This window comes from Arthrobacter sp. 24S4-2 (assembly GCF_005280255.1).
Classification (GTDB): Bacteria; Actinomycetota; Actinomycetes; order Actinomycetales; family Micrococcaceae; genus Arthrobacter.
The window spans coordinates 3,378,664-3,398,240 of record NZ_CP040018.1 but is presented as its reverse complement, the minus strand read 5'-3'; the positions used below and the strand labels follow the sequence as shown (position 1 = coordinate 3,398,240).

Annotated in this window: 14 protein-coding genes, 2 tRNA genes, 2 pseudogenes and 1 riboswitch; all 18 genes and pseudogenes read left to right on the top strand. The window is 66.0% G+C overall.

What is annotated here, in order from left to right:
* Positions 1-262 precede the first annotated feature (262 nt).
* The 18 genes and pseudogenes from FCN77_RS15770 (at position 263) to FCN77_RS15685 (ending at position 19,577) form a co-directional block, all read left to right on the top strand.
* Positions 263-3,534, top strand: a pseudogene (locus tag FCN77_RS15770) (Rne/Rng family ribonuclease).
* A 104-nt stretch (positions 3,535-3,638) separates the two neighbouring features.
* Positions 3,639-3,736, top strand: a riboswitch (TPP riboswitch).
* Positions 3,719-5,323, top strand: a complete 1,605-nt coding sequence (gene thiD / locus FCN77_RS15765; protein ID WP_175417279.1) for a bifunctional hydroxymethylpyrimidine kinase/phosphomethylpyrimidine kinase — start codon at positions 3,719-3,721, stop codon at positions 5,321-5,323. It overlaps the preceding riboswitch by 18 nt.
* A gap of 321 nt (positions 5,324-5,644) precedes the next feature.
* A complete protein-coding gene (gene rplU / locus FCN77_RS15760; RefSeq protein WP_011692233.1) occupies positions 5,645-5,953 on the top strand; it encodes a 50S ribosomal protein L21 in 309 nt (102 codons plus the stop codon).
* A gap of 61 nt (positions 5,954-6,014) precedes the next feature.
* Positions 6,015-6,278, top strand: coding sequence for a 50S ribosomal protein L27 (rpmA, locus tag FCN77_RS15755; RefSeq protein WP_009372867.1), 264 nt, complete (start codon positions 6,015-6,017; stop codon positions 6,276-6,278).
* Positions 6,279-6,394: 116 nt separating this feature from the next.
* Entirely contained in the window at positions 6,395-7,984 is a 1,590-nt protein-coding gene (gene obgE / locus FCN77_RS15750; protein WP_137323023.1) for a GTPase ObgE, read from the top strand.
* Positions 7,974-9,146, top strand: a complete 1,173-nt coding sequence (gene proB / locus FCN77_RS15745) for a glutamate 5-kinase (protein ID WP_254678590.1) — start codon at positions 7,974-7,976, stop codon at positions 9,144-9,146. Before obgE ends, proB begins: the two co-directional genes overlap by 11 nt.
* Positions 9,147-9,172: 26 nt before the next feature.
* A complete protein-coding gene (locus FCN77_RS15740; protein WP_137323021.1) occupies positions 9,173-10,522 on the top strand; it encodes a glutamate-5-semialdehyde dehydrogenase in 1,350 nt (449 codons plus the stop codon).
* Between the two features lie 80 nt (positions 10,523-10,602).
* On the top strand, positions 10,603-10,827 hold the full coding sequence (locus FCN77_RS15735; RefSeq protein ID WP_137323020.1) for a hypothetical protein: 225 nt from the start codon (positions 10,603-10,605) through the stop codon (positions 10,825-10,827).
* A 55-nt stretch (positions 10,828-10,882) separates the two neighbouring features.
* The gene (gene nadD / locus FCN77_RS15730; RefSeq protein WP_137323019.1) at positions 10,883-11,500 is read left to right on the top strand and encodes a nicotinate-nucleotide adenylyltransferase; all 618 of its coding nucleotides are present in this window, start codon (positions 10,883-10,885) and stop codon (positions 11,498-11,500) included.
* 7 nt (positions 11,501-11,507) lie between these two features.
* Positions 11,508-12,848: a hypothetical protein gene (locus tag FCN77_RS15725; protein ID WP_137323018.1), complete on the top strand. Its 1,341-nt coding sequence runs from the start codon at positions 11,508-11,510 to the stop codon at positions 12,846-12,848.
* A gap of 102 nt (positions 12,849-12,950) precedes the next feature.
* Positions 12,951-13,352, top strand: a complete 402-nt coding sequence (gene rsfS, locus FCN77_RS15720; protein ID WP_137323017.1) for a ribosome silencing factor — start codon at positions 12,951-12,953, stop codon at positions 13,350-13,352.
* A 142-nt stretch (positions 13,353-13,494) separates the two neighbouring features.
* A tRNA-Ala gene (locus FCN77_RS15715) sits at positions 13,495-13,567 on the top strand.
* A 186-nt stretch (positions 13,568-13,753) separates the two neighbouring features.
* Positions 13,754-13,826 (top strand) — tRNA-Ala (locus FCN77_RS15710).
* Positions 13,827-13,938: 112 nt separating this feature from the next.
* Positions 13,939-14,289, top strand: coding sequence for a zinc ribbon domain-containing protein YjdM (locus tag FCN77_RS15705; RefSeq protein WP_137323016.1), 351 nt, complete (start codon positions 13,939-13,941; stop codon positions 14,287-14,289).
* A 38-nt stretch (positions 14,290-14,327) separates the two neighbouring features.
* Positions 14,328-15,473 carry an NAD(P)-binding domain-containing protein gene (locus FCN77_RS15700; RefSeq protein ID WP_254678589.1) on the top strand — a complete coding sequence of 382 codons (1,146 nt, stop codon included), beginning with the start codon at positions 14,328-14,330 and terminating at the stop codon, positions 15,471-15,473.
* 80 nt (positions 15,474-15,553) lie between these two features.
* Positions 15,554-16,696 carry a class I SAM-dependent methyltransferase gene (locus FCN77_RS15695; protein WP_175417278.1) on the top strand — a complete coding sequence of 381 codons (1,143 nt, stop codon included), beginning with the start codon at positions 15,554-15,556 and terminating at the stop codon, positions 16,694-16,696.
* Between the two features lie 205 nt (positions 16,697-16,901).
* Positions 16,902-18,103 (top strand): annotated as a pseudogene (locus tag FCN77_RS15690) (ROK family transcriptional regulator).
* 118 nt (positions 18,104-18,221) lie between these two features.
* Complete coding sequence (locus FCN77_RS15685) at positions 18,222-19,577, top strand: extracellular solute-binding protein (RefSeq protein ID WP_137323014.1); 1,356 nt, start codon at positions 18,222-18,224, stop codon at positions 19,575-19,577.

Sequence of the window (19,577 nt, the reverse complement as noted above, 5' to 3'; positions counted from 1 at the left end):
GCCAATGATGAGCAGGGCATGCTCCGGATCCATGATCGGTCCCGGCTTTCCCGCAATGCCATTGGACGGCACCTGGTTGTGGCTTTGAGGAACAACGGGTTTCAGAACAACACCACCGGCCCTCCAGGGCTGCCGCACCCCACTGCCGGTGCGAACCTGAGGGTATTCAATTGACTTCTGTCAATGCCTGCGGGTTTTGACAATATTTGCCCCAATGGGTGCCGGATGTGGCGGTGCGTCAGGGGCAGGAGTGTCGCCACATATGGATAATGACCAGGTTCTAGCCGTTAACGAAGAATCAGCAGCCACCGAAGAGGCGGCCGCCACCGCCGCGCCGAAGAGGGCCACCCGGACCAGGCGCAAGGCCGCACCCAAGGCCGAGTCTGTTGAAACGGGTGACGCAGCGGCGGTGCCGGCGGAGGCACCGGCGGCAGATGCGGCCCCTGAGGAAAAGCCCCCGGCGCGCCGCAGCCGGTCCCGGAAGAATGTTGAGTCCGCCGAGCCCTTGCTAGTATTCGCCGAAGACGCCGCCGCTCCGGCTGCTGGCGCCCCCGCCGATGCGGCTCCCGATGCGGTGCACGCAGATGAGGCTCCGGTTGCGGCCGCAGTTGTTGAAAAGCCGATCCGACGCCGTGCGTCGCGCGCCAAGGCCCCCGCAAAAGCGGCCGACGCCGAGCCCGCGCCGTCCCCGGAGCCTGCTCCGATCGCCGAGCCTGCCCCTCTGCGGACGCTACCGCCGCCGCTGAATCTGCTGTGACCGACGAAGAAGCAGCTGCCGAAGCGCAGGAACCCGCTGCTGAAGCTGCGAGCCCGGTGGGTGCGCTCTTCCTTGAGCCCGGCGCTGTCACTTCCATGATTTTCCAGGCGCCCGACCTGAGCGCCGTGGTCCGCCCTGCGGCCACCCCCGCCGCCGCCGAGGAAACTGAAGAGGAAGAATCGGACGACGACGGCGATGTTGACGCCGGCGGCCGCCGGCGCCGGCGCAGCCGCGGACGCCGTGGGCGCAGCCGCGTGACCGACCGGGAAGCCGCCGGCGAGACCGAATCCGACGAAGGCACCGCCGGTGACGAGGACGCGGACGAGGAAACCGTCCGGACCGCGGACGACGGCGTGACGTCGCGCCGCCGTCGTCGTCGCCGCCGTGGCGACCAGGACCTGGAACTGACCGGCGGGGAAGGCGACGACCCGCCCAACACGGTGACCCGCGTCCGTGCGCCGCGCGCCATCAGCGAGGCGCCGGTCAACAACCGTGTCACGTCCGTCAAGGGCTCCACCCGGCTGGAGGCCAAGAAGCAGCGCCGCCGCGAATCCCGCGACACCGGCCGCCGCCGCACCGTCATCACCGAGGCCGAATTCCTGGCCCGCCGCGAATCCGTGGACCGCCAGATGATCGTGCGCCAGCGCGATGACAGAATCCAGATCGGCGTCCTCGAAGACGGCGTCCTGGCCGAGCACTTTGTGTCGAAGACGCAGCAGGATTCCCTGATCGGCAACGTCTACCTGGGCAAGGTCCAGAACGTGCTGCCGTCCATGGAAGCCGCCTTCGTGGACATCGGACGCGGCCGGAACGCCGTGCTGTACGCCGGTGAAGTCAACTGGGACGTGGTCAACCTCGAGGGCAAGCAGCGCCGGATCGAGAACGCGCTGAAGTCCGGCGACTCCGTGCTGGTCCAGGTCACCAAGGATCCGGTGGGCCACAAGGGCGCCCGCCTGACCAGCCAGATTTCGCTCCCCGGCCGCTATCTCGTGTACGTGCCCGGCGGCTCCATGACCGGCATCTCCCGCAAGCTGCCCGACGTCGAACGCAACCGCCTCAAGCGGATCCTCAAGGACCGCCTGCCGGAAGACGCCGGCGTGATCGTCCGCACCGCGGCCGAAGGCGCGTCCGAGGAAGAGCTGACGCACGACATCAACCGCCTGCGCGCCCAGTGGGAGGGCATCGAAGGCCAGGCCACCTCCACCAAGATCCTGGCTCCGGAACTCCTCTACGGCGAACCCGACCTCACTATCAAGGTGGTCCGCGACGTCTTCAACGAGGACTTCTCCAAGCTGATCGTCTCCGGCGAGGAGGCCTGGGACACCATCGAGGCCTATGTCACCTACGTGGCCCCGGACCTGGTGGGCCGGCTCGAAAAGTGGACCAAGGACACAGACATCTTCTCGGCCTGGCGCATCGACGAGCAGATCCACAAGGCACTGGACCGCAAGGTCTTCCTGCCTTCCGGCGGCTCCCTCGTGATTGACCGCACCGAGGCCATGACCGTGGTGGACGTTAACACCGGTAAGTTCACCGGCAGCGGCGGAAACCTCGAGGAAACCGTCACGAAGAACAACCTGGAAGCGGCTGAGGAAGTCGTCCGGCAGCTGCGCCTGCGTGACATCGGCGGCATCATTGTCATCGACTTCATCGACATGGTCCTGGAGTCGAACCGCGACCTGGTCCTGCGCCGCATGGTGGAGTGCCTGGGCCGCGACCGCACCAAGCACCAGGTGGCTGAAGTGACCTCGCTGGGACTTGTGCAGATGACCCGCAAGCGGATGGGCACCGGGCTCCTGGAGGTCTTCGGCGAGCAGTGCGAGGCGTGCGCCGGCCGTGGCATCGTCACCCACGACGAGCCCGTGGAGCACCGCCGCGCCAACGTAGTGGCCGCCGAGCATCACGTACCGCGGACGGAGAACCAGCCGGCGCCGCGGACGGAGCGCAAGAGCCGCCGCCGCGGCAAGGGCGGCCAGCCGGTCGCCGAAGCTGCTGCCATGCCGCCGGCACCGGTGCACCACGAGCCCACCGATGCAGAGCGCCACGCCAAGGCTGAAGCAACGCGCGCGGCGCTGGCCAACATCGCCGCCGCAGCGCACGCTGCCCACCTGCACGACGCCGAAGCCGGCCACGCCGCTCCCGCCGCAACGGCCGCGCACGCCGCAGCCGGCCAGGCGCTGGCTGCCCAGGCATCGCCTGCGCCGTCCGCTCCGGCCCAGGCCGCGGCCCACGCCGCTCCCGACCAGGCGCGGCCGGCCAAGGTGTCGGAAACCGAGGCCGCTGCGGCCGGGAGGCCCACCGCCGTCCTCACCTTCGGCGGCGAGAAGGTTGCGCTGCCGTTCGTAGAGCACGCAGGGGAAGCACCGGCCAGCGGTGTCGCCCTGACCCTGGACCGCCTTGCCGAGGCGTTTGCGCACCTTGGCGAGCCGACTGTGGCCGAAGAGCGTCCAACCGCTCCCGCCGAGCAGCCGGCGGCCCCGGCTCAGGCCCAGGTCTCGGCTACACGGGCCCCGGCGCAGTCTGCTGAAGCGGACTACACGGACCACACGGCCGTGCAGGGACGGGCCCGTCGTCCGCGCCGGAACCGGAGCGCCAGCCGTGCCCAGGGCGCAGCCAACGAGACCTCAGTGGAACACCACGAGACTGCTCCGGTAGCCGCTTCGGGGCACAGCCACGAAGCCAAGGCTCCCGAGCCGGCAAAGAAGGAGGCGCCCGCCAAGGCGCCGGCCAATGAGCCGATCATCCTGGGTGTCGGAGTGCCGGCTTCCGAGCTCTGATCAGACAGCTGGCTGACACCGCGGGTGCGTTCCGGGGCAGGCGTAGTCATACGCCGCTTTCGGGCCGTGCCCGCGGTTTCGTTTAAGGAAAACGGCTAGGCTGGGGGACTGACACGGGGTGCCGCGCAAAGGGCCGGCTGAGATCCACACCCGTTGAACCTGTCCGGTTAGCACCGGCGAAGGGATGTCTCCTTTGTCTGCATCATTCCTCCCCATTCCGGCCGCCGAAGCTGCCTTTGAAGGCGCCTTTGAAGCCGCTACGGGCCCCGTTCTGCGCCCTGTTCCGAGAGTGCTTGCCATCGCCGGGTCCGATCCGTCCGGAGGGGCGGGCATCCAGGCCGACCTCAAGAGCATTGCCGCCAACGGCGGATACGGGATGGCTGCCATCACCGCCCTGACGGCGCAGAACACCCACGGCGTCCGGGCCGTCCACGTTCCCCCGGCGGACTTCCTGACGGCCCAGCTTGAGGCCATCAGCGATGACATCAGCATCGACGCCGTCAAGATCGGAATGCTGGGCGACTCATCGGTGATTGCCGCGGTCCGCAGCTGGCTGGCGAAGGCGCGTCCCGCCGTCGTGGTCCTTGATCCGGTGATGGTCGCCACCAGCGGCGACAGGCTGCTGCAGGAGGCAGCCGAGGCGGAACTGCGCGAGCTCCTGCCCCTGGCGGACCTCGTCACGCCCAACCTGGCAGAACTGGCCATGCTGCTCAACGAGCCCCTCGCCGGGGACTGGGAGGCGGCACTTGCCCAGGGCAAGCGGCTCGCCGCGCAGGCCGGCACCACGGTTCTGGTCAAGGGCGGCCATCTCGACGGCGGGGAGTGCCCGGACGCGCTCGTCAACACCGGGGGGCTGTTGGCCCAGGACGTTGTGGTGGTCCCCGGGGAACGGGTCAGGACCGCGAACAGCCACGGCACCGGATGTTCACTGTCATCGGCCATGGCCACGGCGCAGGCCAGGCTGGGGGACTGGGAGGCCTCCCTGCGTGAGGTCAAGCCGTGGCTGCAGGGGGCACTGCGGGAGTCAGGCGTGCTCGCGGTCGGAACAGGCAACGGTCCGGTCCACCACTTCCACCACCTGACGCCCGGTGACCATGACGTGCCGGGGGAAGGCGAGTTCGCCGCCGCACTCCGGCAGGATGCCGGGCCGGACCTGGACGAAATCTACGGGCTCGACTTCATCCGCGCCCTGGCCGACGGCTCCCTCAGCGAGCAGCACTTCGCGTACTACCTTGCCCAGGACGCCCTCTACCTGAACGGCTATTCCCGCGTGCTGTCCCGTGCTTCCGCGCTTGCCCCCACCGAGGCCGAACAGCTGTTCTGGGCCCGGTCGGCCCAGCAGTGCCTGGAAGTTGAGTCGGAACTCCACCGGAACTGGCTCAGCACCCGCAGCGTCGGTGCCAGGCTGGGCCCGGTGACCAAGTCCTATGTGGACCACCTGCTCGCGTCGTCCGCATCCGGCAGCTACGGGGTGCTGGTCGCTGCGGTGCTGCCGTGCTTCTGGCTGTACGCCGAAGTGGGCGCCGCGCTGCACGGGCAGTTCCTGGCGGCGGGATCCCCGTCCGGCCATCCCTACGCAGACTGGCTGCGCACCTACGCTGACGAGGACTTCGCTGCCGCTACCCGGCAGGCAGTGAGGATCACCGACGACGCCGCGCGGGCCGCGTCCGCAGCTGAACGGCAGGGCATGATCCTGGCTTTCAAACAGTCGTGCCGCTACGAAGTGGATTTCTTCGACGCGCCGCGTTTGCACGCTGGCACGGAAAGCGCCCGGGAGCCGCTACGATAGTGGGGCGCGGTTCCGGAAGTCGTTGCGGCTGCACTCTGTATACACCGAGTGGCGCCCATCACGTACTACCACCGGAGCCAGCCTCATTTGCGGCCGAAGGCAAAATTAGCGTATTCTAGATCTTCGGTGCTTACGCCAACACTTGGGTTATGACCTCGGAACAGACTGTTTGGAATTCAAACGGAAATGTTCCTGGGATAATCCATGGGTTCCCCCGGGGAATCCACCGGCGTTGAGGCACAGCGTGAGCCAGGCCAAACAATTGGACCCAGGTTCCGCACGCAAATCTAGTAATAAACGTCGAGAGAAGTGAGTTCCCCAGTGGTGTACGCGATTGTCCGCGCAGGCGGCCGCCAAGAGAAGGTTTCCGTTGGAGACTTCGTTACCCTGAACCGCGTCCCCGGTGGAGCCGGCAGCACCATTGAGTTGCCCGCACTGCTCCTGGTAGACGGTGACAAAGTCACGTCTGCTGCTGCGGACCTGGCCAAGGTAACGGTTACGGCTGAGATCCTTCAGGACCTTCGTGGTCCGAAGATCGTCATCCAGAAGTTCAAGAACAAGACCGGGTACAAGAAGCGCCAGGGTCACCGTCAGGAACTGACCAAGGTCAAGATCACCGGTATCAAGTAACCTTCCGTTACTTTTCAGGTTTTCAGCAGATTCCCCAGAATTTTTAAGGCAGGCATTTCAAATGGCACATAAAAAAGGCGCGAGCTCCACTCGCAACGGTCGTGACTCCAACGCCCAGTACCTCGGCGTCAAGCGCTTCGGCGGCCAGGTAGTTTCCGCAGGCGAGATCATCGTCCGCCAGCGCGGCACCCACTTCCACCCGGGTGCAGGCGTAGGCCGCGGCGGCGACGACACCCTGTTCGCCCTGACCCCCGGCGCTGTCGAATTCGGCACCCGCCGCGGACGTCGAGTCGTGAACATCGTGGCTGCTGCAGCTGCAGAGTAACAACAGGATCTGAACCGGTGGAGCGGGCCATGATGGCCCGCTCCACTGTTCTTTTAACCGCATTACAATCAATTTGGGCGTCCAAGACGTTCAGGTTAAGCACAGAGGAGATTCACGTGGCGAGCTTTGTAGACCGGGTAGTACTGCACGTATCCGGCGGTACCGGCGGCCACGGTTGTGTCTCCGTCCACCGCGAAAAGTTTAAGCCCCTGGGCGGTCCCGACGGCGGCAACGGCGGCGATGGCGGCGACGTCATCCTGCGCGTTGACCCCCAGACCACCACGCTGCTGGACTACCACCACGCACCGCACCGCCACGCCACCAACGGCGGCTCCGGCATGGGCGACTGGCGCGGAGGGAAGAACGGCGAAACGCTGATCCTTCCCGTTCCCGAAGGCACCGTGGTGAAGACCAAGGACGGCCAGGTCCTGGCCGACCTCGTCGGCGAAGGCACCGAGTTTGTCGCGGCCGCCGGCGGTCCGGGCGGACTGGGCAATGCCGCGCTCTCCTCGCAGAAGCGACGGGCCCCGGGTTTCGCCCTGCTCGGTATCGAAGGCGAATCCAGCGACATCGTCCTGGAACTGAAGTCCATTGCGGACATCGCCCTGGTGGGTTTCCCGTCCGCCGGCAAGTCCAGCCTCATCGCAGCCATGTCCGCTGCCCGGCCCAAAATCGCCGATTACCCCTTCACCACCCTGATCCCCAACCTGGGCGTGGTGCAGGCCGGCGACGTCCGCTTCACCATTGCCGACGTCCCCGGACTCATTGAAGGGGCCAGCGAAGGCAAGGGCCTGGGCCACCACTTCCTGCGGCACGTCGAACGCTGCGCAGCTTTGGTCCACGTTTTGGACTGCGGCACGTTGGAATCAGAGCGGGATCCGCTCTCCGACCTCGCAATCATCGAAGCCGAACTCGAAAAATACGCGGTCGACATGAGCTACGCCGGCTCCGACGGCGAGGTTGTCCCGCTCAACCACCGGCCCCGGCTGGTCGCCCTGAACAAAGTCGACCTGCCTGACGGCAAGGACATGGCCGAATTCGTCCGGCCCGAGCTGGAATCCCGCGGCTACCGTGTGTTTGAGATTTCCGCGACAAGCCACGAAGGGCTCCGCCAGTTGGGCTTCGCCATGGCCGAGATCGTCAAGGCCGCCCGGGACACGGTGGCCGCCACGCCGCCAAAGGTGCACGCACCCGTGCTGCGACCGCGCGCTGTCAACGAATCAGGCTTCAAGATCCGCCGCGAAGAGAAAAACCTCGAGCCGCTGTTCCGCGTACTGGGTGACAAGCCCGTGCGCTGGGTCAAGCAGACCGACTTCACCAACGAGGAAGCCATTGGTTACCTCGCAGACCGGCTGGCCAAACTGGGCGTGGAGAACGAGCTGTTCAAGCAGGGCGCAAAGCCCGGCGACACCGTGGTGATCGGTGAAGACGACGGTGTCGTCTTCGACTGGGAGCCCACCATGATGGCGGGCGCCGAGCTGCTTGCTTCGCCGCGCGGCACCGACGTGCGCTTTGCCGACATCGGCGACCGGCCCACCCGCGGGCAGAAGCGCGACGAGCAGCAGGAGCGCCGTGACGCCAAGGCCGCAGCCCGGGCCGAGCTCGAAGCCGAACGCAAAGCCGGCATCTGGACCGAATCAGTTAGCGGCCGCCGTGCCGCCCGCCCGCTCCAGGAGAGCGGACTGACTACCGAGAATGAGGAGTGAATCCCCACACGTGACCGATAATTCCGCAATTGTCATCGAGGAACCCAGGTCCGACGACCGCAGCGTGCTCGCGAGGGCCCGCCGAATCGTCGTCAAGGTCGGATCGTCGTCGCTCACCAGCATCAAGGGTGGAATCTCCGAAGAAGCGCTGATCGAGCTTTCGGATGCGCTGGCCGCGAAGTCCAACGCAGGTACGGAGATCATCCTTGTTTCTTCCGGCGCCATCTCGGCGGGCCTGGCACCGCTGGGCCTCGTAAAACGCCCACGTGACCTTGCCACCCAGCAGGCGGCCGCGAGCGTTGGCCAGGGACTCCTCATGGCCCGCTACACGCATGCCTTCGCCGCGCACGGCGTGACCGTGAGCCAGGTGCTGCTGACCGCAGATGACCTGATGCGGCGCAGTCACCACATGAACGCCTTCCGGGCGCTGAACCGGCTCCTGAACCTGGGCGTCGTGCCGGTGGTCAACGAGAACGACACCGTGGCCACTCACAAGATCCGCTTTGGTGACAACGACCGGCTGTCTGCCCTCGTGGCGCACCTGGTCCGCGCCGATGCCCTCGTGCTGCTCTCTGACGTTGACTCCCTCTATGACGGTCCGCCGTCGAAGGGAGCCAAACGGATCCCGCAGGTGGACGGCCCGCAGGACCTCGAAGGCGTCAACATCGGCAAGCCCGGCAAAGCCGGCGTCGGAACCGGCGGCATGCAGACCAAGGTCGAGGCCGCCACGATGGCCGCCGATTCGGGAATCCCTGCTCTGGTCACTTCCACCGCCAATGCCGCGGCAGCCCTTAACGGCGAGGACGTGGGCACCTGGTTCTCCGTCAACAGCGGCCGCAAGTCCGTACGCATGATGTGGCTCGCGCACCTTGCCCACGTCCAGGGCAGACTGCTCCTCGACGCTGGCGCCGTGACGGCAGTCCAGGACCACCACACGTCTCTGCTCCCGGCCGGCATCACGGCCGTTGAAGGTACGTTTGAATCCGGCGACGCCGTGGAAATGATTTCGCCCGACGGCACGGTCATAGCGCGCGGCCTGGTCAACTATTCCTCCGACGAACTGCCGCAAATGCTGGGTCGCTCCACTCAGGAACTGGGGGAGTCCCTGGGCCGCGGCTTCGACCGTGAGGTTGTTCACGTTGATGACTTGGTTCTGGTCTAGCGGCCGGTCTCGCCTAGACTGGAATGATGACTGAGGCACTGATTCACCAAGCCGCTGAGAAATCCAACGACTCCACCGAGGTATCTCCCACGCCGGACCATGCCCGGCTGACTCCGGCTGAAGTCGAAGCTGCAGTACACGCAATCGCTGACCGGTCCCGGCACGCAGCCCGCAGCATGGCGCGGGCCAACCGCGCCTGGAAGGACAGGGGACTCCGTGCCATCGGCACCGCCCTGCTGGAGAGCAAGGCCCGGATCCTTGCGGCCAACGCCAAGGACGTGGAGGCCGGACGCGCCAACGGAACCTCCGCCGCACTGCTTGACCGACTGACGCTCAACGACGCCCGGATCGACGCCCTGGCGGCCGCACTCGAAAACCTGGCTGGCCTGCCGGACCCCGTGGGCAACGTGGTCCGCGGCCAGACGCTGCCCAACGGCCTGCGCCTGCGCCAGGTCAACGTTCCCATGGGCGTCGTGGCCGCGATCTACGAAGCCCGTCCCAATGTGACGGTGGACATCGCCGGCCTGGCACTGAAGAGCGGCAACGCCGTGATCCTGCGCGGCGGCTCGGCTGCCGCAGCCACCAACGAGGCCCTCATCCGGGTCCTCCGGGATGCGCTCGAATCGGTAGGCCTGCCTGCGGACGCCGTCCAGACCGTCGACCAGTTCGGCCGTGAAGGAGCCAACGTCCTGATGCGGGCCCGCGGCCGCGTGGACGTCCTCATTCCGCGCGGCGGCAGGGACCTGATCCAGACCGTGGTCAGCAATTCCTCCGTTCCGGTCATCGAAACCGGCGAAGGCAACGTCCATATCTACATCGACGAGTCCGCCGGCGAACAAATGGCCGTCGAGATCCTCCTCAACGCCAAGACCCAGCGGCCCAGTGTCTGCAACACAGTGGAGACCCTGCTGGTGCATTCCGGATCCACGGTCCTGCCCGCCGTCGCTGCGGCGCTCCGCAAGGCCGGCGTCACCCTGCACGTCGACGAGAGGATCCGGTCCGCCCTGGCCGGCTCCGTGGAAACCGTTCCCGCCACGGATGAGGACTGGGCCACCGAATACATGGACCTGGACCTCGCTGTTGCCATGGTGGACAACCTCGACCAGGCGGTGAAGCACATCCGCACGTGGTCCACCGGCCACACCGAAGCGATTATCACCAACAACCTCGCCAACGCCGAGCGGTTCATCTCGGAGATCGACTCCGCGGCGGTCATTGTCAACGCTTCCACCAGGTTCACTGACGGCGGGGAACTGGGACTGGGCGCCGAAGTGGGTATTTCCACCCAGAAGCTGCATGCGCGCGGGCCGATGGGACTGACCGAACTGACTACCACCAAGTGGATAGTCCAGGGCGAAGGCCAGATTCGCAGCTAGCAACGCTGTAACATGGAACAGAAGTCCGGAACGGCGGGAACGCCCGCCGTCGTAATTGTGTGAACTCTTTAGGGGAGAAAATGCTGCTCCAGCAGATCGGCGCGTCCGCCGCCGAACATGAAGAACTGGCTCCGTTGTGGGCTGCGCCCTGGGTCTTCGGTGTGTCGATCTTTACCATCCTGCTCGTCCTGATGTTCGTGACGCTGTCCTACACCAACCTGGGCAACCGCCACGAGCCCGTCGAAGAGCATTCGGATCCGCACCGCCAGCACCCGAACAAGCACGACAACAGCCAAGGCCACTAACATCACTGCCGTCCTGAAGCAGCGCGGCGCCACACGCCGCCTGCGTTTGGGTGTGATGGGTGGCACATTCGATCCCATTCATCATGGCCACCTTGTGGCTGCCAGCGAAGTTGCGGCGAAGTTCGGCCTGGACGAAGTGGTGTTTGTCCCCACTGGCCAGCCCTGGCAAAAAACGCACAAGCAGGTCAGTGAGCCGGAGCACCGGTACCTCATGACTGTCATTGCGACGGCGTCGAATCCCCGGTTCACAGTGAGCAGGGTGGATGTTGACCGGCCGGGGCCGACGTACACCATCGACACCCTCCGGGACCTCCGCACGCAACGGCCCGATGCGGACCTGTTCTTCATCACCGGTGCAGACGCCATGGCCCAGATTCTTTCCTGGAAGAACATTGACGAACTGTGGTCGCTGGCGCACTTCGTCGGCGTGACCCGGCCGGGCCACGTCCTGGACGGGATGGGCAGGAAGGACGTCAGCCTGCTGGAAGTGCCTGCCATGGCGATTTCGTCCACTGACTGCCGGGCACGCGTGGCGGCCGGCAACCCGGTGTGGTACCTCGTTCCGGACGGGGTGGTCCAATACATTGCAAAATACGGCCTGTACGCCGGGCAAACCGAACCGGAAACAAACGCCGCACTTACCGAGTTACACGAACCAGCCAGTACTGAGTGAGTTTTAGATGAGTCAGGAACAGCCTCCCCTCCGCAGCCGTCGCGAATTGCGACAGGCCAGAGATGAGCGCGCGGAATCACGACAGGACGCGGCGCCCCCGGCTCCGCGCCCGGTTCCCCCTGCCTCGAAGTCGACTCCGCCGGTGACGCCTGCCCGCGAGACTGCCGCCCCGAAGCAGACCGGATCCGGCGACGCCGGTGCCGCTCCGGCCCCCGGTCCCGCTGCCTCGGGAACCGGCCGGATCCGGCGGGTTGCCCCGGGACCCGTTGATTCCGTGCGGCCGCCTGCGGGATCCGAACGCTCTTCGCAAAGCCGCGCGAGGGACCGCGCCGCACTTCGCACCATCAAGGAACTTGCCCAGAAGGAAGAGCGGCTGTCCGGCGGCGGTCCGCCCACCCGCCGGCAGCTGCGGCTTCAGCAGCTCCAGGCCGAAGCTGCGCCCGCCACGGCCGCGAACCCAATCGTCCCGCCCGCCCGCACCTCCGCCCAGCGGACTGTCCAGGCCCGGCCGGGACAAGCTTCCCCGCAGGCAGACTCTCCGCAGGTTGGAACCCCGCAGGGGGACACTCCACGGCCCGCGGCGTCCCAGGCTGGAACAGACAGCCAGCTCCCGCCGGGCATGACCGTCGAACAGGCCTTGGCGGCACGTTCGCTGATTGCCGAGCAGGCCCGGAACCAGATCGCCAAGATGGAGCACATCGCGGCGAACGATCCCGAAGCGGTGGATCCGGCGATCCTGGCGGAGCAGATCGCGCTGGCTGAGCGTGCCACGGTGCTGAACAAGCGTGCCATGGCCAAGCAGAAGCTGGCCGAACAGGCCAGCCAGCCGGCGCATCCCAAGACCGAGCCTTCCGCCGTCAGTAACCTGGCCATGGTCACGCCCCTGGAGTTCGAGAAGGTTCCGGGAATTGACCGTCCGGTGATGAAAAAGCCGGCAACCACCTACGTTCCGGTAGTCACCAACCCCGGCCCCAGGCTGCAGCCGCCACGCACCACCGGAATACGCAAGCCCGGGCCGCCGAGGCTGCGCAGTACTGGGCCCGTGACAGGCAGGGCCGGTGTGCTGGCCCGAGCGGAGGCAGCTGCGCAGGCTGCTTCGGACCCGGCGGCGGCACCGGTTGCCGCATCCGCATCCGGCGAGCCCTTGGACGCTGACGCCGGCGAAATTTTTGTGGATAGGCCGCGGGTGGCAGCTAACTCTGCCTACGGCCTTGAACCGCTTGACGCAGTTACCGCAGGACTGGGCCGGGCGCACCGTATTCGCCTGCTGCAGCTGGGTGTCCTTGCCCTGGGAATAGTCGCCCTGATTGCCGGTGTCACCATGATCATCAGCGGCCTGGCGCGCTGATTCGCTACCGGCAGCTTCAGACGCTGCTGCCCGCCCCATCACCTCGACGGCCGTCATCGAAGCGTCGAACATACATAGATTTACACCACTACAAGGAGTCCCGTGACTGCAACCGAAACATCCATCGCCACAGCCCGCGTCGCAGCGCGAGCTGCCGCGGACAAGATCGCCCAGGACATTGTTGCCTTGGATGTCAGTGAGAGGTTGGCCCTGGCCGACGTCTTCCTGATCGCCTCGGCCCCCAGCGAGCGTCAGGTAAACGCCATCGTCGACGGCATCGAAGAGGAATTGGGCAAGCAGGACCTGCGGCCCGTCCGCCGAGAGGGCCGCTCCGGCGGACGCTGGGTCCTCCTGGACTATTCGGATGTCGTCATCCACGTCCAGCACGAGGAAGACCGTGTCTTCTACGCCCTCGAGCGCCTCTGGAAGGACTGCCCTGTGGTCGATCTCCAGCTCGGCGATGACGCGTCGGCCAAAGCTGCCGTCTCCTCAGACATGGAGTAATCTGAGCCCTCCCGTCGGCGAATATGCCCGATTTGGAATTTTCGGAACGGCTGTTCTAAGATATTTGAGTTGCTTCGGAGAGATCCGGACAAAGAGCCGGGCCCTACAGTGAATGCTGAAGGTGCCGGAGCAATGAAAATTCGGGGCTGTGGCGCAGCTGGTAGCGCACCTGCATGGCATGCAGGGGGTCAGGGGTTCGAGTCCCCTCAGCTCCACCGAATGGTCCGCCGGAATCTTAAGATTCCGGCGGACTTTTTTGTTGCATGGCCCGGAGGCTTTATTGCAGAACCCGGCGCCGGGCGGCGGCATCCGCCGTTCGGCGCCCGATTGGCGTCTTACACGATTGTGGTTTAAGATAGTCAAGTTGCTTACGGAGAACGGTCCGGCAGGAACACGAGTTTGGGGCTGTGGCGCAGCTGGTAGCGCACCTGCATGGCATGCAGGGGGTCAGGGGTTCGAGTCCCCTCAGCTCCACCCAGACAATCGGAAGCCGCCCCCCGGGCGGCTTCCGGCGTTTAACGCTGCGATGCCCGGGAGTCCGGCCACTCCGACCATGGTCAAGGGGCCGCTGGGCTAATATTGGACCGTGAACGACTCCCTTCCTCCCTGCCCTGAATGCTCCAGCGAATTTACCTATGAGATGGGCGCGCTGCTGGTGTGCCCCGAGTGCGGGCACGAATGGTCAGCCGAAACCGCCGAGTCTTCACCCGCTGCGGACAGAGTCATCAAGGACGCTGTGGGAAATGTCCTCGCCGACGGCGACACCGTAACAGTTGTCAAAGACCTCAAGATCAAGGGCAGCTCCACCGTCATCAAGGTGGGGACCAAGGTCCGCGGCATCCGGCTGATGGACGGTGTGGGAGATCACGACATCGACTGCAAAGTGGACGGCGTCGGCCCCATGCAGCTCAAATCCAGTGTGGTCAAGAAAGTCTAGGCGGAGGCCCTAAAATCGCCGAGGCGCAGGCGGCGAGAGTGCAGTCCGCGGACGTAGTGGTGATCGGCGCCGGCCAGGCCGGCCTGTCCGCTGGCTATCACCTGCAGCGGCGGGGCTTCATCCCGGCGGGCGGAACCGCCGGCGGCGGCGCTTCCCACGAACGGCCCCGGTCGTACGTGGTGTTCGACGCCGAGGACGGACCAGGCGGCGCGTGGCGCCACCGGTGGCAGAGCCTCCGGATGGCCACGGTGAACGGAATCAGCGACCTGCCAGGCATCCCCCAGCCTGATGTCGACCCCGCCGAACCAAGTTCAGCGTTTCTGTCCCGCTATTTCGGCGACTACGAGGACGGGCTCGGGCTCAACATTATGCGGCCCGTCAAAGTGCGTACGGTATCGCGCGAGGACGACGACCCGGCCGGCCGGCTGCTGGTCCGGACCTCGGCCGGAGCCTGGTCGGCACAGGCCGTCATAAACGCCACCGGAACGTGGACCCGGCCGTTCTGGCCCATTTACCCGGGCCAGGCGACCTTCCGGGGCAGGCAGTTGCACGTGGCCGACTACGTTGCGGCCGAAGAGTTCCGCGGGCAGCACGTGATCGTGGTGGGCGGCGGCATTTCGGCAGTGGGCCTGCTGGATGAAATATCCCAGTTGACGTCAACCACCTGGTTCACCCGGCGCGAGCCGGTGTGGCGGGACGCGGACTTTGACCGGAAGGCGGGGCACGACGCCGTCGCCCTCGTTGAAGAGCGGGTACGGCAGGGACTTCCGCCGCAAAGCGTGGTGTCCGTCACCGGACTGATCCGGACACCCGCACTGCAGGCTGCCGCCGTCCGCGGCGCACTGGAGCGGCACCCGATGTTTGCTGCGATCGAACCCGGGGGAGTCCGGATGGCCGACGGAAGCTTCCTGGCGGCCGACGTCATACTCTGGGCCACCGGATTCCGGGCAGAGCTGGAACACCTTGCGCCGCTGCACCTGCGCGGCCCGGGAGGCGGAATCGCCATGGACGGCACCATGGTGGCGGGCGAGGCTCGCGTGCACCTGGTGGGCTACGGTCCGTCGTCGTCCACCATCGGTGCCAACCGTGCCGGCCGGGCGGCGGTGGCCGGAATCCTCAGGATGCTCGCCACGCGCAGCCCCGCCACCGAATTGCCGCCCGCGGACCACAGCGTTTCACGGTAGGTTTGCTAGGTAGCTTTCCGCCCGGTTGATGAGTCCCGGGCTGCGGAAGGACGGCAGACAAAGAAGGCGGCAACTTGCACGTGGCGGAAAACAACCTGGATTCACTCCTCACCAGGCTTCGCCGACTCCCGGATGTTGAAGCGCCCAACCTGCAGGCCTGGGATGCCACCGACAAGCTCCTGCTCGAAACCGCTGCAGAATTCCTGACACCGGACAGCAGGGTAGCCGTGATCGGTGACCGCTACGGGGCCCTCGCGCTGGCGGCCCTGGCCGAACTGGGAATCAGGAACATCAGGGTCCACCAGGACCTGATCACGGGGGAGCAGGCTCTCCGGAACAACGCCGCGGCGCTCGGCATCCTCGAAGGGTTTGAGCAGCTGCCCCTCGGCGACGCATTGTTGAGCGGCGCCGACGTCGTGCTGATGCAGCTGCCCAAAACACTTACCGAACTCGAAGAAACTGCCGATGCCGTGGCCCGCTTCGCCGCGCCGCACGCTGTCCTGCTGGCCGGCGGCCGCATCAAGCACATGAGCCTGGGAATGAACACTGTCCTGGGACGCCACTTCGGCGATGTCCAGGCGCAGCTTGCCCGGCAGAAATCCAGGGTCCTGATAGCCCGCGACCGCCGTCCCGCCGAAGGGCCGCCACCGTTTCCGGTGGCGGAGCGCAACAGCGAACTGGAACTCACGGTCTGTGCGCGGGGAGCAGTATTTGCCGGAACCAGGCTGGACATCGGCACGAGGTTCCTGCTCACCTTCCTGGCGGACATGCCGCAGGCCGGTCACGCCGTTGACCTGGGGTGCGGCACCGGCATCCTGGCGGCCATGTACGCCAGGGCCCATCCGGGTACCAAGGTCACAGCGACAGACCAATCGGCGGCCGCTGCGGACTCCGCACGTGCCACGGCAGAAGCCAACGGACTGGCGGCGCAGATCACTGTGCTCCAGGATGACGCCATGGGCTCCCTGCCGGACAACAGTGCCGACCTCATCCTGCTGAATCCACCGTTTCACCTGGGTGCCAGTGTCCATGCCGGAGCGGGACTCAAGATGATCCGGGCCGCGGCAAGGGTTCTCGCCCCCGGCGGCCAACTCTGGACCGTGTACAACAGCCATTTGCACTACCTCCCCACCCTGGAACGTTCCGTGGGGCCCACACGCGTCGCGGGCAGGAACGCCAAGTTCACGGTCGTGGTGAGCACGGTGCCCGGTACGCGTCGCTAGCGCCGCAGCCGCGGCGAGACCGGCACGTGTCAGGACCTCAAAGGCAGCTAAACCGCCCCGCCATGAAGTCCGCGTGTGAGCGTACCGCCGCGCCCGCGGGTAACGTACGATTCAAGCATCAGTAGTGCATAACCGAAGAAGTTTAGGGGAATCCGTGACTGAGATCCGCACGCCCTCGCCGAGGCGCGGAACAAATTTACCCCGAATGGGAGACTTCAATCTCACGGTGATTCTGGACGCCATCCGGCGCTCCACGGGGGACTCAGCCGCGTTGAACTGGCCCAGATCGTGGGACTTTCCCCGCAGACGATCTCGAACATCTCGCGCCGGCTCCTGGACCAGAACCTCATCGTTGAAGCTGGCAAGGAAGGAAGCGGGCCGGGCAAGCCCCGCACCATCCTCCGGCTGAATCCCGCGGGGATGTATGCCGTGGGAGTCCACCTCGACCCCGCCGTCACCACCTTTGTGGTGCTGGACCTCGTGGGGGCTGTCGTCCGGCACTCCAGGATCAATACGCCAGGCGGTGGGGATCCCGACGGCGTGATCTCGACGATCGCCGCCGAGATCAAGGACCTCGTGGCCGCCTCCGGCGTGGATCCGGACAAGATCGCGGGACTTGGCGTGGCCGCTCCCGGACCCATCGACCTCGATGAGGGGACGGTGGTGGACCCGCCGCTGCTGCTCGGCTGGGACCGTGTTCCACTGCGTGATGCCCTGGCCGCGGCCACCGGCCTCTCGACGCTTGTGGACAAGGACGTCACCAGTGCCGCCGTCGCGGAAACCTGGGCCGGCGGCCCCAGCGGCTCAGGCAGCTTCGTTTTTATGTACATGGGCACCGGCATCGGCTGCGGAATCGTCCTGAACGATGAAGTGGTCCGTGGCACCTCGGGAAATGCCGGAGAAATCGGGCACATCATCGTTGACCCGGACGGTCCGCCCTGTGACTGCGGGCTGAGGGGATGCGTCAAGTCGTCCTGCATTCCCCAGGTCCTGGTGGCGCAGGCCGAAGCAGCCGGCATCCTGGACGTTGCGCGGCATCCGTCCGGCGCGCCGGCTGTCCAGGAGAGTTTCGCGAAACTCTGCGAGGAAGCTGATGCCGGCAACAGCAGGGCGGCGGAAATCATTGACCAGTCCGCGGTCCTGGTGGCCCGTGCCGTGGCAGTAGTCACCAATACGCTCGACGTTGAGAGAGTTGTGTTCGGCGGGCCCTTCTGGACGCTCCTCTCGCGGAGATACCTGGACCGCGTTCCACAACTGCTGGCGGAGAACAGCGCGGCCCGCCAGATCCACGGCATCGAGGTTGTTGGCACCGGAGTGGGAGAGGACGTAGGTGCCGTCGGCGCGGCCTGCCTGGTGCTCGAGCATACGCTGGCACCCCGCGCACAGCGGCTGCTGCTGGAAGGTTGAGGCCCGGCTGCCCTCTGCGGTGTCAGCGGGTAGCAATATCCTGAAATTGCATATCGGCTAAAGGCTGGGGCCAGCTGGAGGACATTGGGGGCTGCAGCCGCTCGAAGAATGGAGCGTCATGCACCGCCCTGCCAAAATACTGATCTCCCTGCTGTCCGCGGCAGCGCTGCTGGCCACGGCAGCGTGTTCGGCGGAACAGCCCGCCGCCGAGAAAAAAACCCTCAAGATCGTCTACCAAAAGACCGACTCCTTTGCCGCCCTCGACACCCTGTTCAAGGACGCCAAGAAGGAGTTCGAGGCCGCCAACCAGGGCACCACCGTGGAACTGCAGCCCATCGAGGCCAACGACGACGACTACGGCACCAAGCTTGCACTGGCCCTCCGGTCCGCCGAGACAGCACCCGACGTCTTCTACGAGGACACCTTCAAGGTGAGGTCCGACGTCGACGCCGGCTACCTCCTGAAGCTGGACGGCTACCTCGGGAAATGGGACGACTGGAAGTCCTACAACGAGGCCGCCAAAGCTGCCGGCACCGGTGATGACGGCGGAATCTACGCCGTCCCCGTGGGAACCGACACCCGGGCCATCTGGTACAACAAGAAGGTCCTGCAAAAGGCCGGGATTTCCGTGCCCTGGCAGCCCAGGACCTGGGAGGACATCCTGGACGCCGCCCGGAAGATGAAGGCTGCGGACCCGTCCCTGGTCCCGTTCAACATGTATGCCGGCAAGGCCACCGGTGAAGGCACCGTGATGCAGAGTTTCTACGAACTGCTGTACGGCACAGACAGTGAACTGTATGACCAGCAGGAGAAGAAATGGGTGGTCGGTTCCGCGGGGTTCACGGACTCGCTGGCCTTCCTGAAGACCCTTTACGACGAAAAGCTTGCCGTCACCCCCGCCGAGGCACTTGATGCCAATGTGTGGAAGAAGGTGTTCGGCGAGTGGCTCCCGAAGGGAAAGATGGGGGCGACGGTGGAAGGTTCCTACACGCCGTCGTTCTGGCAGAAGGGCGGCAGCTACGAATGGGCGGGTTACACGGAAGACATGGGTGTTGCCCGGTTCCCCACGCAGCACGGCCAGGAGCCCGGCGGCGTCAGCATGTCCGGCGGCTGGACGCTCGCCGTCGGAGCGGACTCCAGGAATCCGGACTTGGCGTTCAAGTTCCTTACGCAGGCACTGAGCAAGAAGAACTCGCTGGCGTTCACCGTGGCCAGTTCACAGATTGCGGTCCGGACGGACGTCGCCGCGGAGCCGGACTATCTGGCGGGCAACCCGTTCGTCAAGGACGTGTCGGAGCTCGTTTCCGTCACCCACTACCGGCCGGCCACGGCGGACTACCCACGGGTCTCCGCAGCGGCGCAGGTTGCCACCGAAGCCGTGATCACCGGTGCCCTTTCGCCCGAGGAAGCCGCCGCACAGTACGACAAGACAGTCAGGGACCAGGTGGGTGACGCCAAGGTCCTCCAGAAATAG